This window comes from Dechloromonas denitrificans, assembly GCF_020510685.1.
In the GTDB taxonomy this organism is placed as follows: domain Bacteria; phylum Pseudomonadota; class Gammaproteobacteria; order Burkholderiales; family Rhodocyclaceae; genus Azonexus; species Azonexus denitrificans_A.
The window spans coordinates 1316027-1341781 of sequence record NZ_CP075185.1 but is presented as its reverse complement, the minus strand read 5'-3'; the positions used below and the strand labels follow the sequence as shown (position 1 = coordinate 1341781).

The window sequence follows — 25755 nt, the reverse complement described above, 5'->3', positions numbered from 1 at the left end:
TTTAGTTATTAGTACTCGATCTTGCCCAGTGCGGACTCGATCAGTGCCTTTTGTTGCTCGTTATGCTTGGCCAGGTAACCGACAGCCGGCGACGGCGATGCCGGACGGGCGACCAGCAGCAGCTTCTTGGCACCCAAAGCAGTGTCAAGATGGTGACGCGAGGCGAACCAGTACCAGGCGCCCTGGTTGCGCGGCTCTTCCTGACACCAGACGACTTCGCTGGCTTTCGGATACTTCGCCATTTCCTTCTCGAGAGAATCCTTCGGGAAGGGATAGAGCTGCTCGATACGGACGATGGCGATGTCGCTGATCTTCTTCTCGCGACGGGCGGCGACCAGGTCGTAATAAACTTTGCCGGAACAGAGGATGACGCGCTTGACCTTCTTGGCGTCAATCGCATCGACTTCACCGATAACCCGCTGGAACTCGCCGTTGGCCAGTTCTTCGAGCGATGAGGCGGCATCCTTGTGGCGCAGCAGCGACTTCGGCGTCATGACGATCAACGGCTTGCGCTGCATACGCACGGCTTGACGGCGCAGCATGTGGAATACCTGCGCGGCATTCGACGGCACGCAGACTTCCATGTTCATCTCGGCGCAGGCCTGCATGTAGCGTTCGAGGCGAGCCGACGAGTGCTCTGGACCCTGACCTTCGTAACCGTGGGGCAACAGCATGACCAGGCCGCAGGCCCGACCCCACTTGGCCTCACCGGAAGAAATGAACTGGTCGATGACGACTTGGGCGCCGTTGGCGAAGTCGCCAAACTGGCCTTCCCAGATAACCAGCTCGTACGGATTGGCGGTGGCGTAACCGTAATCGAAGGCGAGCACAGCTTCTTCGGACAGCACCGAGTCGAAGCACTGGAAGCCGGCCTGCTTTTCCTGCAGGTTCTGCAGCGGCAGGTAGGTGCCTTCGTCCCAGTTTTCGCGGTTCTGGTCGTGGAAAGCCGCATGGCGGTGGAAGAAAGTGCCACGGCCGACGTCTTCACCGGAGATGCGAACACCGTAGCCGGAAACCAGCAGCGAGGCGTACGCCAGATTTTCGGCCATGCCCCAGTCAACCGGCAGCTTGCCCTCGCCCATCGCGGCGCGGTCTTCGGCGATCTTCTTCACACGGGAGTGCAGCGTGAAACCCTCAGGCAGGGTCGTCAGGCGCTGGGAAAGACGCTGCAGCTCCTTCATCGGCACCGTCGTATCGCAGGTTTCGATGTATTTTTTCGGCAGGAACGGCGTCCAGTCGATCATGTTCGGATGCTTGTAGCCGGCCAGCACCGGGTTGTACAACAGTTCGCCCTTGTCCAGATGTTCGCGGTACTCCTTGATCATCAGGTCCGGACCATCGGCCGGCAGCACGCCTTCGGCAATCAGCTTGTCGCCATAAACCTTGCGGGTGCCCGGATGCTTGGCGATCTTCTTGTACATCAGCGGCTGGGTGACCATCGGCTCGTCCTGCTCGTTGTGGCCGAGCTTGCGGAAGCACAGGATATCGATCACGACATCCTTCTTGAAGGTCTGGCGGAACTCGACGGCAAGCTGGGTGACCAGCGCGACTGCTTCCGGATCGTCACCATTGACGTGGAAGATCGGCGCATCGGCCATCTTGAAGATGTCGGTACAGTAATGGCCGGAGCGATAGTCGCGCGGGTCGCTGGTGGTAAAACCGATCTGGTTGTTCACCACGATATGCAGCGTGCCGCCCGTGCCGTAGCCGCGGGTCTGCGCAAAATTGAGCATTTCCTGATTGACGCCCTGGCCGGCAACAGCCGAGTCGCCGTGGATAATGACTGGCAGGACCTTGGACTTGCTGCCTTGGCCACGGCGAACCTGACGGGCGTAAACCGAGCCTTCGACCACCGGGTTGACGATTTCCAGGTGCGACGGGTTGAAAGCCAGCGTCAGGTGGCATGGGCCGGTCGACGTCGACACGTCGGACGAGAAACCCATGTGGTACTTGACGTCGCCAGCCGACAGATCGCTCTTCTTCTTGCCTTCGAATTCGGAGAACAGCATGGACGGGGCCTTGCCCAGCGTATTGACCAGCACGTTCAGACGACCGCGGTGGGCCATGCCGATGACGATTTCGTCAACACCGAAGTTGCCGCCAGCCCGGATGGTTTCGTCCATGGCGACGATCAGCGATTCACCGCCTTCGAGCGAGAAACGCTTCTGGCCGACATACTTGGTGTGCAGGTAACGCTCCAGCGTTTCGGCCGCGGTCAGCCGTTCGAGAATACGTTTCTTCTGGTCGGCCGAATAGGTCGGGCGCGAGCGGATGGTCTCGAGACGCTCCTGTAACCAGCGCTTTTCGGTGTACTCGGTCATGTACATGTACTCGATGCCGACCGAACCACAATAGGTTTGTTTCAGCGTTTCGAGAATGTCGCCGAGCTTGGCGTTGTCCGGCAGGCCTTTCAGGGAACCGACACTGAAGGTCTGGTTCAGATCGGCATCGGAAAACCCGTAAAAACCCAGTTCGAGTTCTTCGATCTTCGGACGCGGCAAGCGCTTCAGCGGATCGAGATCGGCCCAGCGGGTACCCATCGAGCGGTAAGCAGTAACCAGCTGCCCCACTGCGGATTGTTTCTTGTTGTCGCCACCAGTCGCGGCAGCCGGACGGAAACCACCATCCTTGGCCAGCTCGGCGAAGGCTGCAATGACCGGCGCATGCGCCACATCACGAGCAACAAAGCCGGGCATCTGGGCCAGGCGGTCAAAATAATCACGCCACTCCGCCGGCACAGCGGTCGGATTGTCGAGATAATTTTCGTACAGTTCTTCAACAAACGGCGCATTGCCGCCGAAGAACATCGTGCTGTCGAACAGTTGATTCATCGTAGTCATTGGCGTCCCCTTGAGGGTGTTGTCTTTTTGGGTAGCTGCGGGTCGCGGAGTGACAGAACTCCGCAGGTAGAAAAAGGGCGACCAAACGGCCGCCCGATTTTCAACTTAGCCGCGTTGGGCGAGCGGTACCACGTTGCGCTTGGCGGCGCCGATGTACAGCTGGCGCGGCCGGCCGATCTTGTATTCCGGATCGGTGATCATTTCTTCCCACTGCGTCATCCAGCCAACCGTACGGGCCAGCGCGAAGATACAGGTGAACATTTCGGTCGGAATGCCGATCGCCTTCTGGACGATGCCGGAGTAGAAGTCGACGTTCGGGTAGAGTTTCTTCTCGACGAAGTACGGATCTTCCAGAGCGATCTTTTCCAGTTCCATGGCCAGCTTGAACAGGCGATCGTTTTCCAGGCCCAGTTCGGACAGGACTTCGAAACAAACTTTGCGCATCAGCTTGGCACGCGGATCGAAGTTCTTGTAGACACGGTGACCGAAACCCATCAGCTTGAAGGAGTCGTTCTTGTCCTTGGCGCGGTTGATGTACTCGCCAACACGGGAAACGTCGCCGATCTGTTCGAGCATCTGCAGACAGGCTTCGTTTGCCCCACCGTGCGCCGGGCCCCACAGGCAAGCGATACCGGCAGCGATACAGGCGAACGGGTTGGCACCGGAGGAACCAGCCAGGCGCACCGTCGAGGTCGAGGCGTTCTGCTCGTGATCGGCGTGCAGCGTGAAAATGGTGTCGAGCGCATTGACCAGCACCGGATTCGGCGCGTATTTCTCGCACGGGTTACCGAACATCATGCGCATGAAATTGGCGGTGTAGTCCAGATCGTTGTCCGGATACATGAACGGGGCGCCGGTGTTGTACTTGTAAGCCATGGCGACGATGGTCGGCAGCTTGGCAACCAGACGATTGAAGCTGATATTGCGATGTTCAGCATCGGAAAAGTCCATCGCGTCGTGGTAGAAGGCGGACAGCGCGCCAACCACACCGGTCATCACGGCCATCGGGTGGGCATCGCGACGGAAACCGGAGAAGAACTTGGTCAGTTGCTCATGCACCATCGTGTGCTTCTTGATGGTGGTTTCGAAATCGCTCTTCTGCTTGGCGTTCGGCAGCTCACCATTCTTCAGCAGATAGGTGACTTCGAGGAAGTTGCAGTTTTCGGCCAGTTGTTCGATCGGGTAACCGCGATACAGCAACTCGCCTTTGTCACCGTCGATGAAGGTAATCGTGGACTTGCAGCTGGCGGTGGAGAGGAAACCGGAGTCGTAGGTGAACAAGCCGGTCTTGCCGCCCAGCGTACGAATATCGACGCAGTCATTGCCGTGCGTCGGGGACATGATCGGGAAATCGACGGGCGCCAGTCCATCGATTGTCAAAGTTGCCTTGCGTTCGGTCGTCATGGTTCTATTCCCTGTTCAGGTGTTGGTTATCACTGCACTGCCAAAAAAAGCGGTCAACGTTCCTAAGTTAAAACGCCAACCTTACTCAACTCTTACGAAGCATTGCCACGATTGGCTCCAACCGGGGATCATCACACTCGGCCTGACCGCTGATCAGGTGCCAGAGGTCATGATCCTCCATGTCGGCAAGCTCCACGAACGCCTGCTGCTGCTCTTCGTTCAGCTGCTCGAACTGCTGGTCGAGAAAGCGCGTCAGCGCGATATCGACCTCGAGCAGGCCGCGACGGATACAGCGCCAACGCAGGCGTTCGTAGTCTTTTCTTTCCATCAGACAGCGCGGCGAACCATCATGTCCTTGATTTTGCCGATGGCCTTGGTCGGATTCAGACCCTTCGGACATACGTCAACACAGTTCATGATGGTATGGCAACGGAACAGGCGATACGGGTCTTCGAGGTTGTCGAGACGCTCGTTGGTCGCCTGGTCGCGCGTATCGGCGATGAAGCGGTAAGCAGCCAGCAGGCCGGCCGGGCCGACGAACTTGTCCGGGTTCCACCAGAACGACGGGCAGGCCGTCGAACAGCAGGCACACAGGATGCACTCGTAGAGACCATTCAGTTCTTCACGGTCTTCCGGCGACTGCAGACGTTCGCGTTCCGGCGGCGGATCGTTGTTGATCAGGTACGGCTTGATCGAGTGGTACTGCTTGAAGAACTGCGTCATGTCGACGATCAGGTCGCGGATGACCGGCAGCGCCGGCAGCGGCCGCAGCACGATCGGCTGCTTCAGGCTGTCGATGTCGGTCAGGCAGGCCAGGCCATTCTTGCCGTTGATGTTCATGGCATCCGAGCCACAGACACCTTCGCGGCAGGAGCGCCGGTAGGAGATCGTATCGTCCTTGGCCTTCAGCTTGGTCAGCGCGTCCAGCAGCTTGCGGTCGGTCGGATCTAGCTCGACCGAGATGTCCTGCATGTAGGGCGCGTCGTCCTTGTCCGGATCGTAGCGATAGATACTGAATTGAACCATGCGTTTGCTCATTCTGAACTCCAATTAGTACGAGCGCGTCTTGAGCTCGACAGGCTCGACGGTGTGGGGTTGCATGTTGACCGGCTTGTAGCTGATCGAATTATCGACCGGCGAAAACAGGGTGTGCTTGAGCCACACCTTGTCGTTCCGGCCATTCGGGAATTCAGCGGTATCCGGGGCATCGTCGCGCACGTGTGCGCCGCGCGACTCCTTGCGTGCCTCGGCAGAGATCATCGTGGCCTTGGCAACCTCGATCAGGTTTTCCATCTCGAGCGCTTCGGTACGAGCCGTATTCCAGGCCATGGACTTGTCCTTGATTTCGAGATTGCGGGCAGCCTTCTCGATTTCGAGGATCTTCTCGACACCCTGTTTGAGCATGTCGTCAAAACGGAAAACGCCAGCATGATCCTGCATGGTGCGCTGCATCGCCAGACGGGTTTCGTGCACGTTGGCACCGCCCTTGCGGTTGTCCAGCGCGCTGATCCGGGCCAGGGTCTTGTCGGCAACATCCTTCGGCAGATCGCGGTGGGCGCGGCCGGCCCTGAGATCTTCCACCGCGGCATCGCCGGCCGATTTGCCAAAGACCAGCAGATCGAGCAGCGAGTTGGTACCGAGGCGATTGGCGCCGTGCACTGAAGCGCAGGCACATTCGCCGCCGGCATAGAAACCGGGCACCACGGCACTCATGTCACCACCTTGCGGCATCACGACACGGCCGGAGTAGTGCGTCGGGATACCGCCCATCATGTAGTGACAGGTCGGCACCACCGGCAACGGCTCCTTGATGCAGTCAACGCCGGCAAACTGGATACCGATTTCGCGGATACCCGGCAGGCGCTTCATGATATTGGCGGGATCGAGGTGGGTGATGTCGAGCAGGACGTAGTCCTTGTTGACGCCGCAGCCACGGCCTTCCTTGATTTCGGTGGTCATGGCGCGGGAAACCACGTCACGCGACGCCAGATCCTTGGCGTTCGGCGCATAGCGCTCCATGAAGCGTTCCTTGCTGCTGTTACGCAGAATGCCGCCTTCGCCGCGCACGCCTTCGGTAATCAGCACCCCTGCACCGGCCACGCCGGTCGGGTGGAACTGCCAGAACTCCATGTCTTCGAGCGGAATGCCGGCACGTGCCGCCATACCCAGGCCGTCACCGGTATTGATGAAAGCATTGGTCGAGGAGTAATAGATACGGCCAGCACCGCCGGTCGCGAAAATGGTGGCGCGAGCGTGGAAAATCACGATCTGGCCGGTTTCCATTTCCATCGCGGTCACGCCGAGGACATGACCTTCTTCGTCACGAATCAGATCAAGCGCCATCCATTCAACGAAGAATTGGGTATTGGCCTTGACGTTGCGCTGATACATGGCGTGCAGCATGGCATGACCGGTACGGTCAGCGGCAGCGCAGGAGCGACGCACCGGCTTTTCGCCGAAGTTCGACATGTGACCGCCGAACGGACGCTGGTAGATCTTGCCGTCGTCGGTCCGGTCAAACGGCATACCGTAGTGTTCGAGCTCAACGACCACTTCGTTGGCTTTCTTGCACATGAACTCGATCGCGTCCTGGTCGCCGAGCCAGTCGGAACCCTTGACGGTATCGTACATGTGCCACGTCCAGTGGTCTTCCTCAGAGTTACCCAGGGAAGCAGCAACACCACCCTGCGCCGCAACCGTGTGCGAGCGGGTCGGGAAAACCTTGGACAGCACGGCCGTCTTCAGGCCGGCTTCGGACAATTGAATCGCGGAACGCAGACCGGCACCACCGGCACCGACGATCACCGCATCAAACTTGAGAACAGGAATACTCACGCTTACAGCCTCCAGAGAATCGCAGCAGCCCACGCCGTGTAACCCACCAGCGCAGCAATGGTCAGAACGTGCAAGGTCAGGCGAACGCCCGTCGGCTTGACGTAATCCATCCAGATATCACGCACGCCAATCCAGGCGTGGTAGAAAAGGCTAACGAAGAAGAGGAAGGTCAGGAACTTGATCACGCCGTTCGAGAAGACACCTTGCCAGGCCTCGAAAGTCCCCGGACGGACAATCAACAGAACCGCGGCAATCAAGACCGAATAAACGGCCATGATGACAGCCGTCGCGCGCTGAGCGATCCAGTCCTTGAGGCCGTAATGAGCACCAACAACAGTACGGTTGATCACAGCAACACCCCCCAGAGAACCAGGGTCAGCGGAATGCTGACAGCGAGCACGATGCCGGCCGATTTGGCAGCAGCTTCCTTCTCGATACCGACATGCAGATCGAGCAGCAGAAAGCGGATGCCGGCGCAGAAATGGTGCACAAAGGCCCAGATCAAACCAGCCATCACAACTTTTGCCGGCAGCGTCGAAAACACCGACTTAAAGGTGGCGAAAGTCTCCGCCGAAGTCAGGCTGGCCGAAAAAAGCCAGAGCATTACCGGCAAAAAAAGGAACAAGCCGGCACCGCTAACGCGATGAAGGATTGAAACCTTGCCAGCCAAAGGCAACCTGATAGTGGTCAAGTCCAAATTCTTTGGACGCTTCTTGATGGTCATTTCTGCCATGAACGTCATCCCTCGCGTGAGTGTGCGGTTTTCCGCTTGTACGTGGTTCGAAAAGAACCGTAATTATACAATCAAAACCAGGCCGGACACGCCGGCCCGGGCTATTTCAAGCCGATCGGCAAGCCCGCCACTGCTAACCCAAATCATTGCGGTAATAGTGGTGGCGCGTGCAATAAAGACCACGTCGCCACTCAACCGGCTTGTTTCCATAGGTGTAGGCAGTCCGCTCGACAAGGAGCAGCGGATCACCCTCACCAACGCCCAACAGACCGGCACTGCGAGCATCGGCGGCAATTGCCCGGAGATGCTCTTCGGCCCGAATCATGCGAACGCCGAAATCGCTTTCAAACAAGCTGTACAGCGAGCGCTCCCCGCTCCGCAAGAGCTCCAGCGTCAGCCCGTCAAACAACTCGCTGGCCAGATAGATCTGATCGAACACCACCGGCTCGCCGCCGACCCGCAGCAGACGCTCGACACAAATCACCGGATCACCGACCGCCACGCCCAGCGCGGCAGCGACATCGACCGATGCGGGAATCGCCTGGCAGGAAAAAGGATCGCTGACCGAATGCGCCACGCCACCACCGTCCGGAACCAGGCGCAAAAAACGATAGAACGAACGCGGGTCGTTGTGGGTGGCGACAAAGGTGCCCTTGCCCTGCCGACGGACCAGCATGTTCTCGGCGGAGAGTTCATCGATCGCCTTGCGCACAGTCCCCTGGCTGACGTTGAAACGCCCGGCCAACTCGCCTTCGCTGGGAATGGCATCGCCCGGCCCCCACTCCCCTTCTTGCAGACTATGGATCAAAAAATCCTTGATCTGGCGATAAAGCGGACTGAAAGTCGGCGACGGGGGGCGAACGGCAGGACGGGAAGCGTCAGAAGTCATAGGGGTGAAATTTCAGCACAATTCCGGCATAGCGTCCACGAAAAGTTGTCTTATATAAGACAGATGATGATTTGACAGTGGCCCGCCGAACTTCTAACATCTTTGTCTCTCGCGCTTGCTGACGCAAGGTGCACTACCAAAGCTGGCGTTTGAGCAGACACGAACAATTTCAATCACGCTGTTTCATACAGGAGCGACATATGTCCAAAGCCCCCATGCGCGTTGCCATTACCGGCGCCGCCGGCCAGATCGGTTATAGCCTGCTGTTCCGCATCGCCTCCGGCGAAATGCTCGGCAAAGACCAGCCGGTCATCCTCCAGTTGCTCGACCTGCCGCAAGCTCAGCAGGCCGTGAAGGGCGTCATGATGGAGCTGGAAGACTGTGCCTTCCCGCTGCTCGCCGGCATGGTTGCCACCGATGACCCGAACGTTGCCTTCAAGGACGCCGACGTCTGCCTGCTGGTTGGTGCCCGTCCGCGCACCAAGGGTATGGAACGCGCCGACCTGCTGACCGCCAACGGCGCCATTTTCACGGTGCAAGGCAAGGCCATCGCCGAAAACGCCAAGGAAGACGTCAAGGTCCTGGTCGTCGGCAATCCCTGCAACACCAACGCCTTCATCGCTGCCGCCGCCGCCAAGAAGGTTGGCCGCACCAACCCGAACAACTACCACGGCATGCTGCGCCTCGACCACAACCGCGCCCTGTCGCAACTGGCCGGCAAGGCTGGCCGCGACGTTTCTTCGCTGAAGAAGCTGGTCGTCTGGGGTAACCACTCGCCGACGATGTACGCCGACTACCGTTACACCACCTCGAACGGCGACAGCGTCAAGGCCCTGATCAACGATCACGCCTGGAACAACGACGTCTTCCTGCCGACCGTCGGCAAGCGCGGTGCCGCCATCATCGAAGCCCGCGGCCTGTCTTCCGCTGCTTCCGCCGCCAACGCCGCCATCGACCACGTGCATGACTGGGTCCTCGGTTCCGACGAATGGGTCACCATGGGTGTGCCGTCCGACGGCTCCTACGGCATCCCGGCCGGTATCGTCTTCGGCTTCCCGTGCGAGTGCAAGGGTGGTTCGTTCAAGATCATCCAGGGTCTGGAAATCGACGAGTACAGCCGTGAGAAGATCAACATCACGCTCAAGGAACTGACCGACGAAGCCGAAGCCGTCAAGGACATGCTCTGAGAGTCGTTAGCTGCTAGTGATTAGTCGCTAGCAAAAGCAAGCAAGGGCCGCGGTAAAATACCGCGGCCTTTTTCGTTTCCAGATCAAGAATAGCCAACAACCGATAACCAGCGACCAACAACCACCATGCGCCATCCTAACGCGGTTCTTTTTGCCGGCGAGAAGCCCTTTCCCATCCTGCCCGCGGTCGACCACTACGCCGGCTCGGAAAAGCTGATGAGGAAGGCGCTGCAACTGCAGAAGGAACTCGGCCCGATCTTCGACATCACCTGCGACTGCGAAGACGGCGCCCATGCAGGAGCCGAGCGCGAGCATGCCGAAATGGCCGCCGCCGTCATCATGTCTGACGACAACCTGTTCAATCGGGTTGGCGCCCGCGTGCATGACGTGACCCACCCGCACTGGCGCCAGGACATGGAAATTCTCGTCCGCCTGGCCGGCAACCGCCTGCCCTTCATTACCCTGCCAAAGCCATGCAGCGCCGGAGATGTTCGCGTCCAGATCGAAGCACTGCGCGAGATCGAGGGCGAATTCGGCGTCGAACGCAGCATTCCGTTGCACGTACTGATCGAAACCCACGGCGCCCTGCGCGAAGTCTGGGAAATCGCCGCCCTGCCCGGCGTCGAGAGCCTTGACTTCGGCCTGATGGATTTCGTCTCCGGCCACCACGGCGCGATTCCCGGCAGCGCCATGCAGAGTCCAGGCCAGTTCGATCATCCGCTGGTCGCCCGCGCCAAGTGCGAAATCAGCGCCGCCGCCCTGGCCTGCGGCGTGGTGCCATCGCACAACGTAACGACCGAGTTGAAGGATATCGACTACATCAGGAACGACGCCCGGCGCGCCCGCAGTGAATTCGGCTTCCTGCGCATGTGGAGCATTCATCCGAACCAGATCGTTCCGATCGTCGAAGCCATGCGCCCCGACTTCTCCGAGGTCCAGGCCGCCAGCGAAATTTTGTGCGCCGCGCAAGACACGGACTGGGGACCAACCCAGCATGCCGGCAAGCTGCATGACCGGGCCTCCTACCGCTACTACTGGGAACTGCTCGAGCGGGCGCACATCACGGGCATGGATATCCCGGCCGCGGCGAAGAGCCGATTCTTTGGCTGAGCAGTTACCGATTCTCTATCGCGACGAACACATCGTCGTCATCGACAAGCCGCCCGGCCTGCTCGTCCACCGTTCGGAAATCGACCGCCACGAAACGCGTTTTGCCATCCAGATCCTGCGCGACCAGATCGGCCAGCGCGTCTGGCCGGCCCATCGACTCGACCGGGGCACTTCGGGCGTGCTGTTGTTCGGCCTGAGTAGCGAAATTGCCAGCCAGCTCGGCCGGCAGTTCGCAGCCGGTACGGTCGAAAAGCGCTACTGGGCCGTCGTCCGCGGCTATCCGCCAGCCGCCGGCAGCATCGATCATGCCCTCAGCCGGCAGCGCGACGCCTACGAATTCAGTGGCGAGCGAAGCAGCAGTGAAGCCCAGCCTGCACTGACTCATTTCCGGAAACTGGCCGAAATCGAATTGCCCGTCGCCGTCGACTGCTATCCGTGCAGCCGTTACGCCCTGCTCGAACTCGACCCGATTACCGGCCGGCGCCATCAATTGCGCCGCCACCTGAAACATCTGGCCCACCCGATCATCGGCGACGCAACCTACGGCAAGGGGCGGCACAACCGCTATTTCGCCGAACATCTCGATTGCCACCGACTGTTGCTGGCCTGTACCGAATTGACGTTCGAGCACCCGCTCAGCGGCCAGCGGCAACAAATAAAAGCGCCAGTATCGGGCGAGTTTGCCGCGATACTGGCGCGTTTTGGCTGGCAGCCGGTTCAGTAGCCGATCGAACTCTCGAGGCTTTCCTGACGACTGAGTTCGCGCTCAAGCTCGACAATATCCTGGCCGAGCGCATCGCGGGCCGAGACCATACCGACCGGAGCGCCATTGCCATCGATCACCGGCACGTGACGAAAGCCGCCTTCCGCCATCATGAGTAAGGCGTAGGCCAATGGTTTGTCGAGCCGGATTGTTTGCGGGTTGGCCACCATCACCCGGGACAGCGGCGTTGCTTCCGGATCGAGGCGGCCCGCCAGAACCTTGTTCAGCGCATCGCGCTCGGTGAAGATGCCGGCGATGCGCCCGTCTTCGACGACCAGCAGGGCCCCGATTTTCTTCTCGGCCATCAGGCACGATGCGGCACGCACGCTCATTTCCTTGTTTGCCGTAATCAGGGTGTGGCCGACGAGAATGTCACTGATCATTTTCCTGGGCATGTTTGTCTCCTTTTATTGATTGATGGGTGACGATATTGTGACCAATTCGGCGCAAAAGGCACAGCCTGCCGGCGCACTATTTCGACTTGATGACAATCACCGCGATGGCCACAAAGATGATGACCATACCAATCAGCTCAAGGTTCAATGACCACCCCGAGCAAGGAAAATCCGCTCAGGGAGCGAATTCATAGACCACCCGGACGCGCGCGTCGGCCTTGGTCAATTCAACAAAGCCGATACCGCCCGGATGCGACGCCACCCATTTGAGGATTTCATCCGGCGTATTGACCTTCTCCGGCGGTTGCATGCGGCCAGAGAAGACCTGCCGCGACCAGTACGCATTGACGTCGGACAAGTCCTTGCCGACCAGCGCTTTGTAGAAGCGCGCCCGATCGGGATGCGAGTCGACCAGATCGACCGGCTGCGCTTCAACCCCGTTGAAAAACTGCCGATAGCGACCGAAGAAAATATTCACGATTTCATTGCGCGTCATCACCGCGACGCCGGATCTGGCATTGACGATGACAACCAGTTCGGCCTGCGCCTCGCCCGCCGGCATCAGCGCCAGCCAGACACTCAGCAACAGGAAGCGAAGTAGGCCTTTGGTCATCGTTTTAAAAAACAAAATCCATGGTCAGCGAAAATACATCCATTCTGCCTGGCCACTCGCCTGTTTCGCGACGGTAGGGAAAAATCGACCGGGCATCGCCACGAATGGCATCCCACTGCGCCTTGAGGGCGACGTTGCGCGCCACATCCCAGCGGGCGCCGACTATCGCCGTTTTCTGATCGGACGCGGAATCGGCCATGACGTGCGCCACCGCCGGGTTCATGGTATTCCCGCGCCGCTTTGACTCGACCCGTGAATAGCCCAGATAAGGCGTCACCGGGCCGATCCGATAGCCGGCCAGGAGATAGCCGGCATCGGAACTCTGGAAAGCGTTGCTGCCCTGCTCGACATGGTTGAGCATCAACTGGAACTGCCACGGACCATCATCGTAAACAACGCCGAACGAGTAATAGTGGCTGCGCGTGCCGGCGGTTTCGAGATAGTCGAGCGAGGCACGGACGTCGGCCGGCGAAAACTGGGCAGCCGGAATGGCATAAAAATCCCGCGCTATCGGCAGGCTGTTATGGAATTTGATATTGGCGTAACCGAGACGGAACTGCCACGCCGCAAGCTGGTAATCCAGGTATCCGCCGACCATCGGCGAGCCATCCAGCTTCCATTGCTGATCGGCCAACGGAATATTGCCGTCGGAAATGCCGTAATAGAGCTTGCCGCGCAACACGTTGTCGCCAAGCGGCACGGTCAGGGCGACATCGGCGCCGTCAATGCTGGAAAAGGGCAGATACCAGAAATAATCGCCAAGCGGGCGGACCGTCAGGAAGGAATAACCGACCTGACGGGAATCGGCCAGCATGAAAAATTCCGTGCCCAGCCGCCCAGCCCGCAAACTGAGCGTTGGCGTCGGATCGTATTTGAGATAAGCCCAGGCAATATCCGGCGTAAAGGTCCGGTCGTAGCGATAACGGCTAACCCCCTGGACCACGGCCTCCAGCCCGGGAATGATGCGCCAGTTGGCCTGCAGGCCGAGCACGCTATCGACCCGCCCGTCCCACTGCGTCCGCGCCCCGCGCGGCTGCGAGATGTCGCGGACGAATTCGACCTCTTCGCTGGTCGTGCGCGCCACCCCGAGCGTACCGAAGCCGTGGACGGTCAGCGCTTGCGAATGCCCATCCTCATGGTCGGCCCGGACACCGGCGGAAAAGAAGGCAAAGCCGATGCCCGCCACGATGGCGTACAACACCCCGCGCCCCCGACGCGCTCGCTGACAAGCCGCTGCCAATAACGTACGAATCACAACCCCCAAGAAAAAACCCGACATCAACGCAGCCGGGTTTTTATTTTTCTCAAATCCCCGACTCAGGCGACCTGCGCCTCCGGCAACGCCACCTTCTGATCGACACTGAACTGGTAGTCCTTGAAGATATGCTCGGCCGACAGGAGCTGATAGCTGCCGTCGGCCAGACGATGCGTCGTGTCCTTCAGACGGTAGGTCAATTGACCACAGGTCCACAGGTCGAAATTGCGCATGTGGGTACACAGACAGGTCTTGTCCATCACCGTCACCTTGCGCGCCTCCGGATGGGCCAGCACTTCGCGGTTGTAGGCCGTGACATAGGCGCACTTGCCATTGGCGTCGAGCAGGTAGCCATACGCCTCGCAATTCGGGCGGATGCCATCGCCGATCGCCGGGCTGCCCTTGAGCATGCGCATCGGATAGCCGGTCGGGGATATCTGATTGACTTCGATATCGTCTTCGCTGGCCTTGAAATATTCCTGCTGGACCTTTTCCGGCAGGCCGCATTCCTTGGCGACGGTAAACCGCGTCGCCACCTGGACGGCGGCAGCACCGTGTTCGAGAAAACCGGTGGCATCGCTACCGGTAAAGATGCCGCCGGCGGCAATCACCGGAATGTCCAGATGCTCGTCCCGCAGGTACTTGACGACTTCGGCGATGATGGTCGCCAGATCGTACTGCGCCCAGTCCATGCCGAAACCGAGGTGACCGCCGGCCAGCGGGCCTTCGACCACGATATAGTCGGGCATGCGGTTGGTCCGGGCACTCTTCTTCAGGAACAGTTGCAGCGCCCGCAGCGACGACACGATGATGCCCAGCTTGGCATCGCGGAAGCGCGGGTGATCCTCGATCAGCGCGAAAGAGCCGAGGTGCAAACCGGCAGCCAGCGTGATGCCGTCGATGCCGGCATCGAGCGCCGCATTCATGCGAACCTTGAGCGTCTCTTTCGGCGCATTCATGGTCAGCTTTTCCATGCAGTTGATGAAGACCAGCCCTGAACCCTGCTTGCGCTCCATGGTGCCCTGAACGTGCAGGCGGGTGGCTTCAACCAGCTTGCCGAGGTCGAACTTGACCACGGACTTGTCTTCGTTCTTGACGTTGTACTTGTAGATCGCGAGCTTTTCCTTGACGAACTTGGTGTCGTAGCGCCGGTCGGCAACGGTCTTGATCATCGCGTCGGAAATGTGGCCGACGCCGCCCAGACGGGCCGCCTCCAAAGCCAGATCGGCGGTCGAAATATCAACACCCATGCCGCCGATCATGATCGGCACAAGTTCATGCTTGCCAAGCCGCAAGCGGAAATCATCCACACGCTTCATCTTCATCCTTCAGGAAAGTAGCCAGGCCCGGATTGCGCAATCGTAACTATGGCTAAGGGCAGAATTTTACGCGAATGTAGGGCTTCTTGCTTGCCCGCTCTGGGATAAATCAAGTCGACACGCACCGGACATCGCTAGACTTGCTGCTTTGAACACCAGTCGCCGTGAAAGGTTCGCCATGCGCTTCATCAACCACCCCCTCTGGCTGGTCGGCTTTCGTCCGTTTTTCGCGCTGGCCTGCCTGGCCGGAATGAGCCTACCGGTCGCCTGGGCACTGATCTTCAGCGGCTTGATGCCGGCCCCGGCCGCCACCTTCACCGCCGTTCAGTGGCACGCCCACGAAATGTTTTTCGGCTTCGGCTGGGCAGTGCTCGGCGGCTTTCTGCTGACCTCGACCAAGAACTGGGTAAATATTCGCGGCTACCATGGGCCGGCGCTGATGCTGCTGGCCGGGACCTGGATCCTCGAGCGAATCGGCATGAGCTTTGGCGGCAACTGGCCGGCGCCGTTGCCGGCAATCGCCAACAATCTGTTTCTCGGCAGCATCGTCGCCATGCTGCTGTGGACGCTGATCCGCCACCGCGCCCGCGACAGCTATCGCGACAACGTATTTTTCCTAGTGTTGCTGCCGGCCTTCCTGGTCGCCAAATACCTGATGCTCTACGGCAACGATTTCCCGGCCGGCTACAGCATGGCCATCGGCCTGTTCCGGCTGGCCTTGCTGGTGATGCTCGAACGTACCCTGACCGGTTTCATGAAAGCCGCCTTCCAGGCCAACATCCTGCGCCAGCCGAAACTGGACATGCCGATCAAGCTGCTCGGCCTGCTGCTGGTCGTCGAATTCGCCTTGCCCCGGCCATTGACCGCGGCAATCGCCTTCGCGCTGGCGATTCTGCTCGGCATCCGCTTCGTGTTCTGGAAACCGCAACTGGCCTGTAAACGGATCGACATCGGCATCATGTACGTCGGCTATCTGGCCATCGTCGGCCAGTTGCTGATCGAGGCGCTCGGGCATGTCTGGCAGTTCGTCTGGATCGGCTCACTGTCCGTCCATCTATTCACTTTCGGCGCGATGGGCACGGTCATTCCGGCGATGATCATCCGCATTTCCAAGGGCCACACCGGGCGCAAGGTGGTTTTCGACCGGCTCGACAAGCTGGCACTGTACATCATGCTGGCCGCCCTGCTGGTCCGCGTCGTCGTGCCGCAGATCTACCCGGCCGGCTACCTGCTGTGGATACAATTGTCGGCCGCCTGCTGGCTGGCCTGCTTCGGCATCCTCGGCTGGCGTTATATTCCGATTCTTTTCCAGGCCCGCCTGGACGGCAAGGAGCACTGATGCAGATCTGGGTCGATGCCGACGCCTGCCCCGGCGTCATCAAGGAAATCATCTTTCGCGCCGCCGAGCGGCTGAAAATCCCGACCATCCTGGTCGCCAACCAGATGTTGCGGACGCCGCCGTCGCGTTACATCCGCGCCATCCAGGTGCCTTCCGGCTTCGATGTCGCCGATCGCCATATCGTCGACCAGCTCGCCCCGGGCGATCTCGTCGTCACTGCCGACATCCCGCTCGCCTCGGGCGTCATCGCGCGTGGTGCCCATGCGTTGAATCCGCGCGGCGAGCTGTACACCACGGCCAACATCCAGGAACGCCTGACCATGCGCAACTTCATGGAAGAACTGCGCAGTGCCGGCATCGAAACCGGCGGTCCGGCGGCGCTCGGCCAGGCCGACCGGCAAGCCTTCGGCAATGCGCTCGACCGTTTTCTGGCGAAATACGCCGGCCAGTAATCAGGCAGCCACTTCCATACCGCGAAAGATCGAACAGCGCCGGAAAACGTCGACCGTCGGCGGCAGCGCTTTCTGATTGCAGTATTTGGTCACCAGCTTGGCCAGCCCCTTGATGTCGCGGCCGGTAGCTTCGGGAAAGATATCCGGCAGGCGTTCGAGCAAGTCGGGTTCGATCAGCAGGCCGAACTGCTCGGTCATCACGCCCCAGATTCGTCGGCGATCTTCACGCCCCGGCGGATGGAACTTGATCAACGCGATGCAGCGCGAAACGATCGCCTCGTCGATATCGTCGACCCGGTTGGTGGTCAGGAACAACAGCCCGTTGAAATATTCCAGCACACGCAGAAAGACGCCGACCACGGCATTCATCGTGATGTTGTCGTCACGCTTCTTGATGTAAACATCGGCCTCGTCGATCAGCATCACTGCGCCCCAGCGCTGGGCACGGGTCAGCACTTCCTTGAGCGCCGTTTCCATCGCCGCGACGTTCAGCCCCAACTGCCCGGAATGCACGCGGTAAAGCGGCCGCTTGATGATTTCCGAGTACACCTCGGCGGTCAGCGTCTTGCCAACCCCGGCCGGCCCGGCACAGAGCACGGTGGTGCCGCCCGACTTGCCGGCGACGATGTCGTCCATCAGCACGTCCATCTCGGCGGTCAGGATGTCGATCAGGTCGGTCTGCTCGGGCGGCAGCACCAGCTTGTCCTTGAGTTCCGGCTGGTAACGATAGGGCTGCATGTCGTCGACATGCACCCACAGGTAATGGTGCAGTTCGAGGTGGAACATCAGCATGTAGAAATGCACTGGCAGTTCGGTGAACATACCCTTCGGCAGCGTCGCCTGGGTCGCCTCGACCTCGGCTTCGTCCTTGCCGGACAGCCGCGAATTGCGGGCGATCCGGCGGACGAACTTGCACATGATGTCGCCGGTCGGATCGAGCGCCAGCACCCGTTCGCCGAGAATGCTCTCGTCGTTCACCAGGCGAGCCGCCGAGCCGGTCGACGACAGGATGATCAGGTCCTTGCGCGAATAATCGGTATCGCGATGCGTCGCCGTCGGGTTCTCGGCAAAGTAGCCGACGCCCGAACCGGAGAATTGCGCGCCGTACTGCGCCCGCCAGTCGAAATAGCGCGCCGCCGTTTCATCGTAGCTTTTGAGCAGGGCCGGCGTTTCCTTGACGAAGCCCTTGGCGGCGAAGATTTCGGCCACCGTCCGGCCGGCCACATCCGGCCCGGCAATGCGCAGCGTCGCCGTGGCCAGCCGCGCCTTGGCGTTGGCCTTCAATTCGATGAAGACCTTGCCGGTTTCCTCGTCCGACGGCGGCGTGAAGTCGAGCCGGGTCACGACGTAGGCCAGCGGCTTGCCGGTGATGTGGGCGGAAAACACCCAGCCGCGGCTCGAGTCTTCCGCCAAATAACGGGCGATGGCCGGGACCAGCATTTCCAGGTCTTCGGCTGCAAACCGGGTGCCGACATCGTGCAGGGCTTTCTGCAGCGTGGCGATCTGCGCGGCACGGGCGCGCAATTCCGGGCCGCCATCGGCATACAGGCCGCGGAGAAAATCGAGTTCCTCGTCGCTCAGCAGGTTGAACGCCAATTCGACCTTGTTGCCGAAGCGCAACTGCTCCTGCACGAAAGCCAGCCGCGGAAAGGCCTCGATCATCGCGGCGATGTGCGGCCGCTCGATTTGCAACTTCATGCTGGTCACTCCCTTGAGCATCGTTGCCTGACCTTCAGCGAATTCCATGCCGAGCGGATTACGCGGCGAAAACCGCTTTCAAACAATAACTTGCCGCAAAACGGGCTTTGTCGTTCTTGCGACAATCATTCCGTGGGATACTCCGCCCCCTCCCCAAAAATCGGAAAAACGCAATGACGGCCCCCGCCCAGAAACCCGGACTGCACCCCCGCAACAAGAATGCGGCCGGCTACGATTTCGCCGCGCTGACAGCGGTCGCGCCGGGACTCGTCAAGTTCGTGATCACCACCAAGGCGGGCACGCCGAGCATCGATTTCGCCAACCCGAGCGCCGTCAAGGCCTTCAACCGCGCCCTGCTCGCCCTGCACTACGGCATCAAGGGCTGGGAAATTCCGGCCGGCTACCTGTGCCCGCCGATTCCCGGCCGCGCCGACTACATCCACCACGCCGCCGACCTGCTCGCCACCTGCAACAAGAAAGTCATCCCGACCGGCGCCGGCGTCCGCGTGCTCGACATCGGCGTCGGCGCCAACTGCGTCTATCCGCTGATCGGTGCCGCCGAATACGGCTGGCACTTCCTCGGCGTCGATATCGACGAAGCGGCGCTGGCCAATGCCCAGATGATCCTTGGCAAAAACGAGCAGTTGGCCGGCATGATCGAACTGCGCCACCAACCGGTGTGGGACAACATCTTCACCGGCCTGCTGCGTTCCGGCGAAAACTTCGAATTGAGCATCTGCAACCCGCCATTCCACAATTCGCCGGATGACGTGCATGCGGTCAGCCAGCGCAAGTGGAACAATCTGAACAAGCCCGGCGCCAAGAAGGGTGCGGTGCAGCAGCCCCGCCTCAATTTCGGCGGCGGCGGCACCGAACTGTGGTGCAACGGCGGCGAGCGCGCCTTCGTCAAGAACATGATCGAACAGAGCGCCAATATTCCGAAGCGGGTGATGTGGTTCACCAGCCTGGTCTCGCAAGCCGACAACCTGGTGCATATCGAAGCCGCGCTGAAAAAGGCCCGGGTCGTCGACTCGCGCACCATCGCCATGGCCCAGGGCCAGAAGCAGAGCCGCTTCGTCGCCTGGACCTTCTGCGGCAACGGCGAACGCGAGAAATGGCGCAAGGAACGCTGGTCGGTGGCAACACCCACCGCCGACCAGGCACCGCGCTTCCCGGTCAGCACAAGCGCCGAACCAGCCACCGCGACGCCGGCGACGGAACTGCCGCTGGCCGGCAATACCGACTAAGCTTCGCCCTCGCCGCGCGCCGTGCTCAGGTAGTCGCGCCAGAGATGGCCGTACCGGTCGTCGAAAGTTTCGCTGAGCAGTTCGACGCTCTTGATCCGATCGACCCGGAAAGTCCGGAAGGCCTGGCGCAGCTCGCACCAGGCCCCGAGCGTCCAGCAATGCCCCCAGAAAACCAGACCGAGCGGCAGCAGCGTGCGTTGTGACAGCTCGCCGTCGGCCCGCCGGTAGCTGACCAGCACCTTGCGGCCGCTTTCCATGCCGGCCCGCAACTGCGCCATCGGTTCGCGCAGCGGCGCCGGCTGCAGGCAATCGAGTGCCAGGAAGCGCCGGCTCGCCGCGCCGACCTTCTCCTCCAGCGCCCGCGGCAGAACGGCCTCGATGCGCGCCATCGCCTGCTCCGCCGCCTTGCCCAGCGCCGAATCGCCCCAGGCCTGCACCAACTTGGCGCCGACCACCAGGGCTTCCAGCTCGTCGCCGGTAAACATCAGCGGCGGCACCTGGTAGCCACGGCGCAGGCGATAGCCGACGCCGGCCTCGCCGTCGATCGGCGCCCCGGATTTCACCAGATCGGCGATGTCGCGGTAGATGGTCCGCTCGGAAACTTCGAGCGCCTCGGCCAGCGTGGTGGCCGTAACGACGCGGCCGTGGCGGAGCAGCAGGATGATCTGGAACAGTCGGTCGGCCGGGCGCATGTCATGACGGGGAAAACAGGAATTTCAGCATAGCACGCCGTTTCGCAGGGCCGGCAATGCCTCCTGACACCATGCTGTCAGGAGCCCCCGGCCAGAATGCACGGCATCAACGGCACCCCGCCGCTGAACTTCATCAAGGAAAACATCATGGACAATCCGCTACGCTGGTTTGAAATTCCCGCCATCGACCTTAATCGGGCCGTCACCTTTTACCAGACCATCCTCGCCGTCGAACTGCGCCGAGAACACTGCGGTGGCGGCAACATGGCCATCTTTCCCTACGCCGAGCCCTACCCGAGCGGTGCACTGGTCGCCATGCCGCAGCTCGAACCGCGCGACAACGGCACGCTGATCTACCTCGATGGCGGCGCCGACCTCAATGCCGTTCTCGAACGCATTCCGGCGGCCGGCGGGACGATCGTCATGGCCAAGACCGACCTCGGCAACGGCATCGGCCACATCGGCCTGTTCATCGACAGCGAAGGCAACCGGGTCGGGGTCTACTCGCTGCACTGAGCCCCGGTCGCCCGGCGGCAGGGCGAAGGTAGGATGCAGGGCGGCTAGCCCTTATAATCGCGGGTTCCCGTTTTCATGGCTGCCACTGTGTCCGATCGCCTTGCCGTCCTGCCCCAATATCTGCTGCCGAAACAGGCGCTGACCATCCTCGCCGGCAAGCTCGCCGCCAAGGAGGCTGGCAAATTGACGACCGGCGTCATCCGCTGGTTCGTCCGCCGCTACAACGTGAACATGGCCGAAGCGGCCAATCCGGACATCGCCGGCTACCAGAGTTTCAACGAATTCTTCACCCGGCCACTGCAGGCCGGGGCCCGGCCGCTCGCCGATGCGGATTTCCTCTGCCCGGTCGATGGCGCGATCAGCCAGTTCGGCACCATCGAGCGCGACCAGATTTTCCAGGCCAAAGGCCACAGCTATTCGACCACCGCGCTGGTCGGCGGCGACCGCGAGCTGGCGAAGAAATTCGAGAATGGCAGCTTCGCGACGCTCTATCTCTCTCCGCGCGACTACCACCGCATCCACATGCCCTGCACCGGCAAGCTGCTGCGCATGATCTACGTGCCCGGCGCGCTGTTCTCGGTCAATCCGACCACGGCGCGCGGCGTACCCGGCCTGTTCGCCCGCAACGAGCGCGTCGTCTGCGTTTTTGAGACGGCGAGCGGTCCCTTCGTGCTGACCCTGGTCGGCGCCACCATCGTCGGCAGCATGGCTACCGTCTGGCACGGCATGGTCAATCCGCCGCGCCCGGGCGTCGTCCGCGAATGGCGTTACGACGACCGCAACATCGTCCTGCAGAAAGGCGACGAGATGGGCCGTTTCCTGCTCGGTTCGACGGTCGTCATGCTCTTTCCGAAAGCGGCCCTGACCTTCAATCCGGACTGGGCGCCGGCCGGCCCGGTGCGCATGGGCGAAACGATGGGCCGCACGCCGACCCAGGTCTGAACCCGCTCGCTAACCGGCGGAGCCGCGGCCAGCGGCTTACTCCGCCGGTTTTTCCTGGATGAGGCGGACTTCGCGCTGCGGGAACGGAATCTCGATGGCGTGGGCGCGGAAAATGCGCCAGATGGCGAGGTTGATGTCGGACACGACATTGCCCTTGCCCTCCTCCGGATCGCTGATCCAGAAGCCGAGTTCGAGGTTGATGCTGCTGTCGGCGAACTGCGTCAGAAACACCTTGGGCGGCGGATCGGCCAGGACGCGATCCTGGGCGCTGGCGGCCTCGGTCATCAAACGCATCGCCAGGTCGATATCGCTGTCGTAGGCAACCCCGACCACCGTCGTCAGACGCATCCGGGTATCCGAATAGCTCTGGTTCTGGACCACACTGCTGATCAGCGTCTCGTTCGGCACGATGAACTCGGTACCGCCCGGGTGCTTGAGCACGGTGTAGCGCGTCGTGATCTGCGTCACCTGCCCGACATCGCTGCCGACCTGGACGATGTTGCCGAGCCGGATCGAGCGGTCGAGCAGAATGATGAAGCCCGAGACATAGTTGCTGGCGATTTTCTGCAAGCCGAAGCCGAGGCCGACACCGAGCGCCCCGGTGAATACCGACAAGGCCGTCATGTCGATACCGACCAGCGACAGACTGGCGACCAGCGCGATCACCGTCAGCAAGGCCCGGGTAACCCGGATGCCGACGATGCGCAGGCTGGAATCCATCGATTCGACACGCATCAGCCGGGCTTCGATGACGCCGGCCACCCACAAGGCAAAAACCACGGTCAGGAAGACGGTGACCACGCCGTGCGAGATGGTCCACAAATCGAAGCGCTGCTTGCCGATGGCGAAGTCGACCTGCTCCAGCGCTTCGATCGCATACGGTGCCAGATCGGTGATGTAGAGCGCCATCCAGCTCCAGACCACGGCGGCGATGATGCGCTCCCAGGCGGTCAGCCAGGTGGCGCGCGGGAAGGCCTGGCGAAGCACGAAAACCACGCTGCGCACCAGGGCCATCGAGCCGAGCAGCGGCAGCGCCAGCTTGAGCAGATTGACGTGGAAAAACGGTTTCAGGGCCAGCCGGGTCAGGCCGACCAGGACCATGCCGGTCAACGGGAAAGCCAGCCGGGATCCGGCATCGCTCAACCGCCCGGCGCCCTCGACATGGCGCCCGCGCCACCAGCGCTCGATCAGGAAAGCGGCAGCCAGACAGACGAGAAGGGCAATGACCTGCCAGATGAAGTCGGGATCCCGAAAATCATCCCGCAGATCGTTGAACAGCCTCAGCGCCTCGCTGGCCTGACTCATGCCTTCTTGTCCAGAACGGCGGCAAAGAAGCCATCGGTGTTGTGCTGATGGGGCAACAGGCGCAGATAGTCGCCTTCCAGCGCGATGCCGTGCCTGGCCAGCACCGTCGCGGCCGGGGTCAGCGTGAACTCCGGATGGCTGGCCAGGAAGGCTTCGATGATCGCGTCGTTCTCGGCGGTCAACAGGCTGCACGTGGCATAAACCAGGCGACCGCCCGGGCGCACCATCTTGGCCGCGGCATCGAGGATGGACGCCTGCTTGACGGTCAGCTCGGCGACCGAGGCTTCACTCTGCCGCCATTTCAGATCCGGGTTGCGGCGCAGGGTGCCGAGGCCGGAACACGGGGCATCGACCAGTACGCGATCGGCCTTGCCGGCCAGGCGCTTGATCTTGGTATCGCGTTCATTCTCGATGCGCGCCGGATGGACGTTGGACAGGCCGGAGCGGGCCAGCCGCGGCTTCAGCTTGGCAAGCCGCTTGTCGGACACATCGTAGGCGTAGAGACGGCCGGTATTTTTCATCATCGCGCCGAGCAACAGGGTCTTGCCACCGGCGCCGGCGCAGAAATCGACGACCAGTTCGCCGCGTTTCGGCTCCATCAGATAGCCGAGCAACTGGCTGCCTTCGTCCTGAACCTCGAAGGTCCCTTCAAGAAACAGCGCATGCTTGGCCAGCGCCGGCTTTTCGCGCAGGCGCACGGCAATCGGCGACAACGGACCGGGAATGGCGGCGATGCCCTCCTCGGCAAAACGGGCCAGCAGGTCTTCCCGGTTGGTCTTCAGCGTATTGACGCGCAGATCGAGCGGCGCCGGCAGGTTCAGCGCGGTTGCCAGCTTGACCACTTCCTCGGCGCCGAATTGCGCTTCCAGCGCGGCATACAGCCATTCCGGCAGATCGCAGCGGACGGCCGGTGAAAACTCGCTTTCCGGCATCGCCCGGGCGGCAGCCAGCCATTCCTCTTCGTTCGCCTTGAGCACCGGCGCCAGTTCGCGCTGGCTCCAGCCGCGAATCACCGTCAGCGCGACAAGCAAGCGGCGGCGATCCGACAACTGGCCGGCACACCGCGCTTCCAGGCTGCGTCCCCGGCGCAACACGGCAAACACCGTTTCGGCGACAAAAGCCCGGTCGGCATGGCCGAGTTCGCGGTGCTCGCGGAAATAACGCGAGACAACAGCATCGGCCGGATGCTCGAAATTCAGCAACTGACCGAGTACGGCTTCGGCATGGGCAAACAGGGCGGGCGTAAAACGAGCTTTCATGGCAATCCTAATTCGGTGGCGACCTGCTCAAAGCTTTCGCCCTTTTTATCTGTAAAACGAATTTTAACCGGCAAGCGGTGATGATCGAGCGCGATCCAGATTTCGGTGACGTTATCGGTCTGCGCCCGCAGATGCAGCGTACGGAAATGGCCGGCCGGCACGTCGATCTCCTCTTCGCCGAGCGAATCGAGCCCGTAGCGCTCGTATTTCTTGCCGGTGACGACACCGATCGAACTGCCATCCTCCGGCTTCTTCAGGTAGGCGAGCTGGAAATTGAGCGACAGGATGTCCTGGGCGCCGGGCGCAATCGGCCGGACGCTGCCATCCCGGGACAGGCGCACGGCGCCGGACGACCAGTCGAAATCGGCATTTTCGTTGGCGTCCTGGCCATTCTTCAGGCTGCGCAGGGTTTCCGGCTGCAAACCGCCGGCCACCAGCCGGCCGCGGCTTTCGATCTCGAGGCGCACCGGCTTCAACAGGGCGGCCAGACCACTCGTTTCGGTCGTCCCGGTCAGCCGATAGCTGCCATCCTCGGCGAAGACCCAGCGATGTTCGGCGCGGCCGACCTGGAAGCCGAGCGACTCCTTGAAGATGGCGAAGCGGATCACGCCCTCCGCCGGAAGCACCGGCCTGGCCGGTGGCGGCGGAGGCGGCATGGCGGGTTCGGCAACGGACGTTGCCGGGACGCTTTCCGGCGCCACATCAGGCTCGGGTTGCGCCGGCACGGTGGCCGGCGCCGGCCGGGCACTCGCCATAGTGTGTCTTTTTGCCGACTTGGTCCGCGGCGGTTTGCTTTTTAACCGTGCCGCTTCGACCGGCGCGGCGGGCGGTGGCGGCTGCAACTCGGCCTGTAGCGGCGCCGGCTCCGGGCCGCCGCCGAACAACTCGACATCCGTCCCGAACAAGGCCGCCCCGTGGATCGCCAACGAGCCGATCAGAGCCAGGACGAAGACGATCGGCAT

At 61.4% G+C, this 25755-nt stretch carries 25 protein-coding genes; 8 read left to right on the top strand and 17 right to left on the bottom strand.

Going from position 1 to position 25755, the window contains the following annotated elements; all coding sequences use genetic code 11:
- Positions 1 to 8 precede the first annotated feature (8 nt).
- The 8 genes from KI611_RS06440 to KI611_RS06405 all read right to left on the bottom strand — a co-directional run bounded on the left by KI611_RS06440 (position 9) and on the right by KI611_RS06405 (position 8701).
- Positions 9 to 2840: a 2-oxoglutarate dehydrogenase E1 component gene (locus KI611_RS06440; RefSeq protein ID WP_226419002.1), complete on the bottom strand. Its 2832-nt coding sequence runs from the start codon at positions 2838 to 2840 to the stop codon at positions 9 to 11.
- A gap of 105 nt (positions 2841 to 2945) precedes the next feature.
- Positions 2946 to 4244, bottom strand: coding sequence for a citrate synthase (gene gltA / locus KI611_RS06435; protein WP_226419001.1), 1299 nt, complete (start codon positions 4242 to 4244; stop codon positions 2946 to 2948).
- 85 nt (positions 4245 to 4329) lie between these two features.
- Positions 4330 to 4572 carry a succinate dehydrogenase assembly factor 2 gene (locus KI611_RS06430; RefSeq protein ID WP_226419000.1) on the bottom strand — a complete coding sequence of 81 codons (243 nt, stop codon included), beginning with the start codon at positions 4570 to 4572 and terminating at the stop codon, positions 4330 to 4332.
- Complete coding sequence (locus KI611_RS06425; protein WP_226418999.1) at positions 4572 to 5282, bottom strand: succinate dehydrogenase iron-sulfur subunit; 711 nt, start codon at positions 5280 to 5282, stop codon at positions 4572 to 4574. Before KI611_RS06425 ends, KI611_RS06430 begins: the two co-directional genes overlap by 1 nt.
- A 12-nt stretch (positions 5283 to 5294) precedes the next feature.
- On the bottom strand, positions 5295 to 7079 hold the full coding sequence (sdhA, locus tag KI611_RS06420; RefSeq protein ID WP_226418998.1) for a succinate dehydrogenase flavoprotein subunit: 1785 nt from the start codon (positions 7077 to 7079) through the stop codon (positions 5295 to 5297).
- Between the two features lie 2 nt (positions 7080 to 7081).
- Positions 7082 to 7429: a succinate dehydrogenase, hydrophobic membrane anchor protein gene (sdhD, locus tag KI611_RS06415; protein ID WP_226418997.1), complete on the bottom strand. Its 348-nt coding sequence runs from the start codon at positions 7427 to 7429 to the stop codon at positions 7082 to 7084.
- Positions 7426 to 7812: a succinate dehydrogenase, cytochrome b556 subunit gene (gene sdhC, locus KI611_RS06410; RefSeq protein WP_226418996.1), complete on the bottom strand. Its 387-nt coding sequence runs from the start codon at positions 7810 to 7812 to the stop codon at positions 7426 to 7428. The genes sdhD and sdhC overlap by 4 nt, the downstream gene beginning before the upstream one ends.
- Positions 7813 to 7945: 133 nt before the next feature.
- Entirely contained in the window at positions 7946 to 8701 is a 756-nt protein-coding gene (locus tag KI611_RS06405) for a GntR family transcriptional regulator (RefSeq protein WP_226418995.1), read from the bottom strand.
- A 200-nt stretch (positions 8702 to 8901) separates the two neighbouring features.
- On the opposite strand from KI611_RS06405, the gene KI611_RS06400 reads away from it, so the two are divergent.
- The 3 genes from KI611_RS06400 to KI611_RS06390 all read left to right on the top strand — a co-directional run bounded on the left by KI611_RS06400 (position 8902) and on the right by KI611_RS06390 (position 11722).
- Positions 8902 to 9888 (top strand): malate dehydrogenase, encoded by a 987-nt coding sequence (locus tag KI611_RS06400; RefSeq protein WP_226418994.1) that lies wholly within the window; start codon positions 8902 to 8904, stop codon positions 9886 to 9888.
- Between the two features lie 126 nt (positions 9889 to 10014).
- Positions 10015 to 10998 carry an HpcH/HpaI aldolase/citrate lyase family protein gene (locus tag KI611_RS06395; protein ID WP_226418993.1) on the top strand — a complete coding sequence of 328 codons (984 nt, stop codon included), beginning with the start codon at positions 10015 to 10017 and terminating at the stop codon, positions 10996 to 10998.
- Entirely contained in the window at positions 10991 to 11722 is a 732-nt protein-coding gene (locus tag KI611_RS06390; RefSeq protein ID WP_226418992.1) for a tRNA pseudouridine(65) synthase TruC, read from the top strand. Before KI611_RS06395 ends, KI611_RS06390 begins: the two co-directional genes overlap by 8 nt.
- Here the strand turns inward: KI611_RS06390 and KI611_RS06385 are convergent.
- From KI611_RS06385 to KI611_RS06370, 4 genes are all read right to left on the bottom strand, one after another.
- Complete coding sequence (locus KI611_RS06385; protein WP_226418991.1) at positions 11716 to 12156, bottom strand: cyclic nucleotide-binding/CBS domain-containing protein; 441 nt, start codon at positions 12154 to 12156, stop codon at positions 11716 to 11718. The two genes, KI611_RS06390 and KI611_RS06385, sit on opposite strands and share 7 nt — an antisense overlap.
- Before the next feature lie 175 nt (positions 12157 to 12331).
- Positions 12332 to 12769 carry a hypothetical protein gene (locus tag KI611_RS06380; RefSeq protein ID WP_226418990.1) on the bottom strand — a complete coding sequence of 146 codons (438 nt, stop codon included), beginning with the start codon at positions 12767 to 12769 and terminating at the stop codon, positions 12332 to 12334.
- A 4-nt stretch (positions 12770 to 12773) separates the two neighbouring features.
- Positions 12774 to 13970 carry a hypothetical protein gene (locus tag KI611_RS06375; protein WP_226418989.1) on the bottom strand — a complete coding sequence of 399 codons (1197 nt, stop codon included), beginning with the start codon at positions 13968 to 13970 and terminating at the stop codon, positions 12774 to 12776.
- A gap of 116 nt (positions 13971 to 14086) precedes the next feature.
- On the bottom strand, positions 14087 to 15343 hold the full coding sequence (locus tag KI611_RS06370) for a nitronate monooxygenase (RefSeq protein WP_226418988.1): 1257 nt from the start codon (positions 15341 to 15343) through the stop codon (positions 14087 to 14089).
- 178 nt (positions 15344 to 15521) lie between these two features.
- Here KI611_RS06370 and KI611_RS06365 point away from each other — a divergent pair, with 178 nt between their 5' ends.
- Together KI611_RS06365 and KI611_RS06360 are read left to right on the top strand one after the other, a co-directional pair.
- A complete protein-coding gene (locus KI611_RS06365) occupies positions 15522 to 16682 on the top strand; it encodes an NnrS family protein (protein ID WP_226418987.1) in 1161 nt (386 codons plus the stop codon).
- On the top strand, positions 16682 to 17134 hold the full coding sequence (locus tag KI611_RS06360; protein WP_226418986.1) for a YaiI/YqxD family protein: 453 nt from the start codon (positions 16682 to 16684) through the stop codon (positions 17132 to 17134). The genes KI611_RS06365 and KI611_RS06360 overlap by 1 nt, the downstream gene beginning before the upstream one ends.
- Here the strand turns inward: KI611_RS06360 and KI611_RS06355 are convergent, their stop codons facing one another.
- Positions 17135 to 18832: an AAA family ATPase gene (locus tag KI611_RS06355; RefSeq protein ID WP_226418985.1), complete on the bottom strand. Its 1698-nt coding sequence runs from the start codon at positions 18830 to 18832 to the stop codon at positions 17135 to 17137.
- A 173-nt stretch (positions 18833 to 19005) separates the two neighbouring features.
- Between KI611_RS06355 and rlmF the strand changes: the two genes are divergently transcribed.
- Entirely contained in the window at positions 19006 to 20079 is a 1074-nt protein-coding gene (gene rlmF / locus KI611_RS06350) for a 23S rRNA (adenine(1618)-N(6))-methyltransferase RlmF (protein ID WP_226418984.1), read from the top strand.
- Here the strand turns inward: rlmF and KI611_RS06345 are convergent.
- Entirely contained in the window at positions 20076 to 20771 is a 696-nt protein-coding gene (locus KI611_RS06345) for a helix-turn-helix transcriptional regulator (RefSeq protein ID WP_226418983.1), read from the bottom strand. The two genes, rlmF and KI611_RS06345, sit on opposite strands and share 4 nt — an antisense overlap.
- A gap of 96 nt (positions 20772 to 20867) precedes the next feature.
- Between KI611_RS06345 and KI611_RS06340 the strand changes: the two genes are divergently transcribed.
- Complete coding sequence (locus tag KI611_RS06340) at positions 20868 to 21287, top strand: VOC family protein (RefSeq protein ID WP_226418982.1); 420 nt, start codon at positions 20868 to 20870, stop codon at positions 21285 to 21287.
- A gap of 87 nt (positions 21288 to 21374) precedes the next feature.
- The gene (gene asd, locus KI611_RS06335) at positions 21375 to 22229 is read left to right on the top strand and encodes an archaetidylserine decarboxylase (RefSeq protein ID WP_226419881.1); all 855 of its coding nucleotides are present in this window, start codon (positions 21375 to 21377) and stop codon (positions 22227 to 22229) included.
- Positions 22230 to 22265: 36 nt separating this feature from the next.
- Here the strand turns inward: asd and KI611_RS06330 are convergent, their stop codons facing one another.
- From KI611_RS06330 to KI611_RS06320, 3 genes are read right to left on the bottom strand one after another with little or no spacing between them, the layout of a single operon-like run.
- Entirely contained in the window at positions 22266 to 23534 is a 1269-nt protein-coding gene (locus KI611_RS06330; RefSeq protein WP_226418981.1) for a mechanosensitive ion channel family protein, read from the bottom strand.
- Positions 23531 to 24793, bottom strand: a complete 1263-nt coding sequence (locus KI611_RS06325) for an RsmB/NOP family class I SAM-dependent RNA methyltransferase (protein ID WP_226418980.1) — start codon at positions 24791 to 24793, stop codon at positions 23531 to 23533. Before KI611_RS06325 ends, KI611_RS06330 begins: the two co-directional genes overlap by 4 nt.
- Positions 24790 to 25755 carry a DUF3108 domain-containing protein gene (locus KI611_RS06320; protein WP_226418979.1) on the bottom strand — a complete coding sequence of 322 codons (966 nt, stop codon included), beginning with the start codon at positions 25753 to 25755 and terminating at the stop codon, positions 24790 to 24792. Before KI611_RS06320 ends, KI611_RS06325 begins: the two co-directional genes overlap by 4 nt.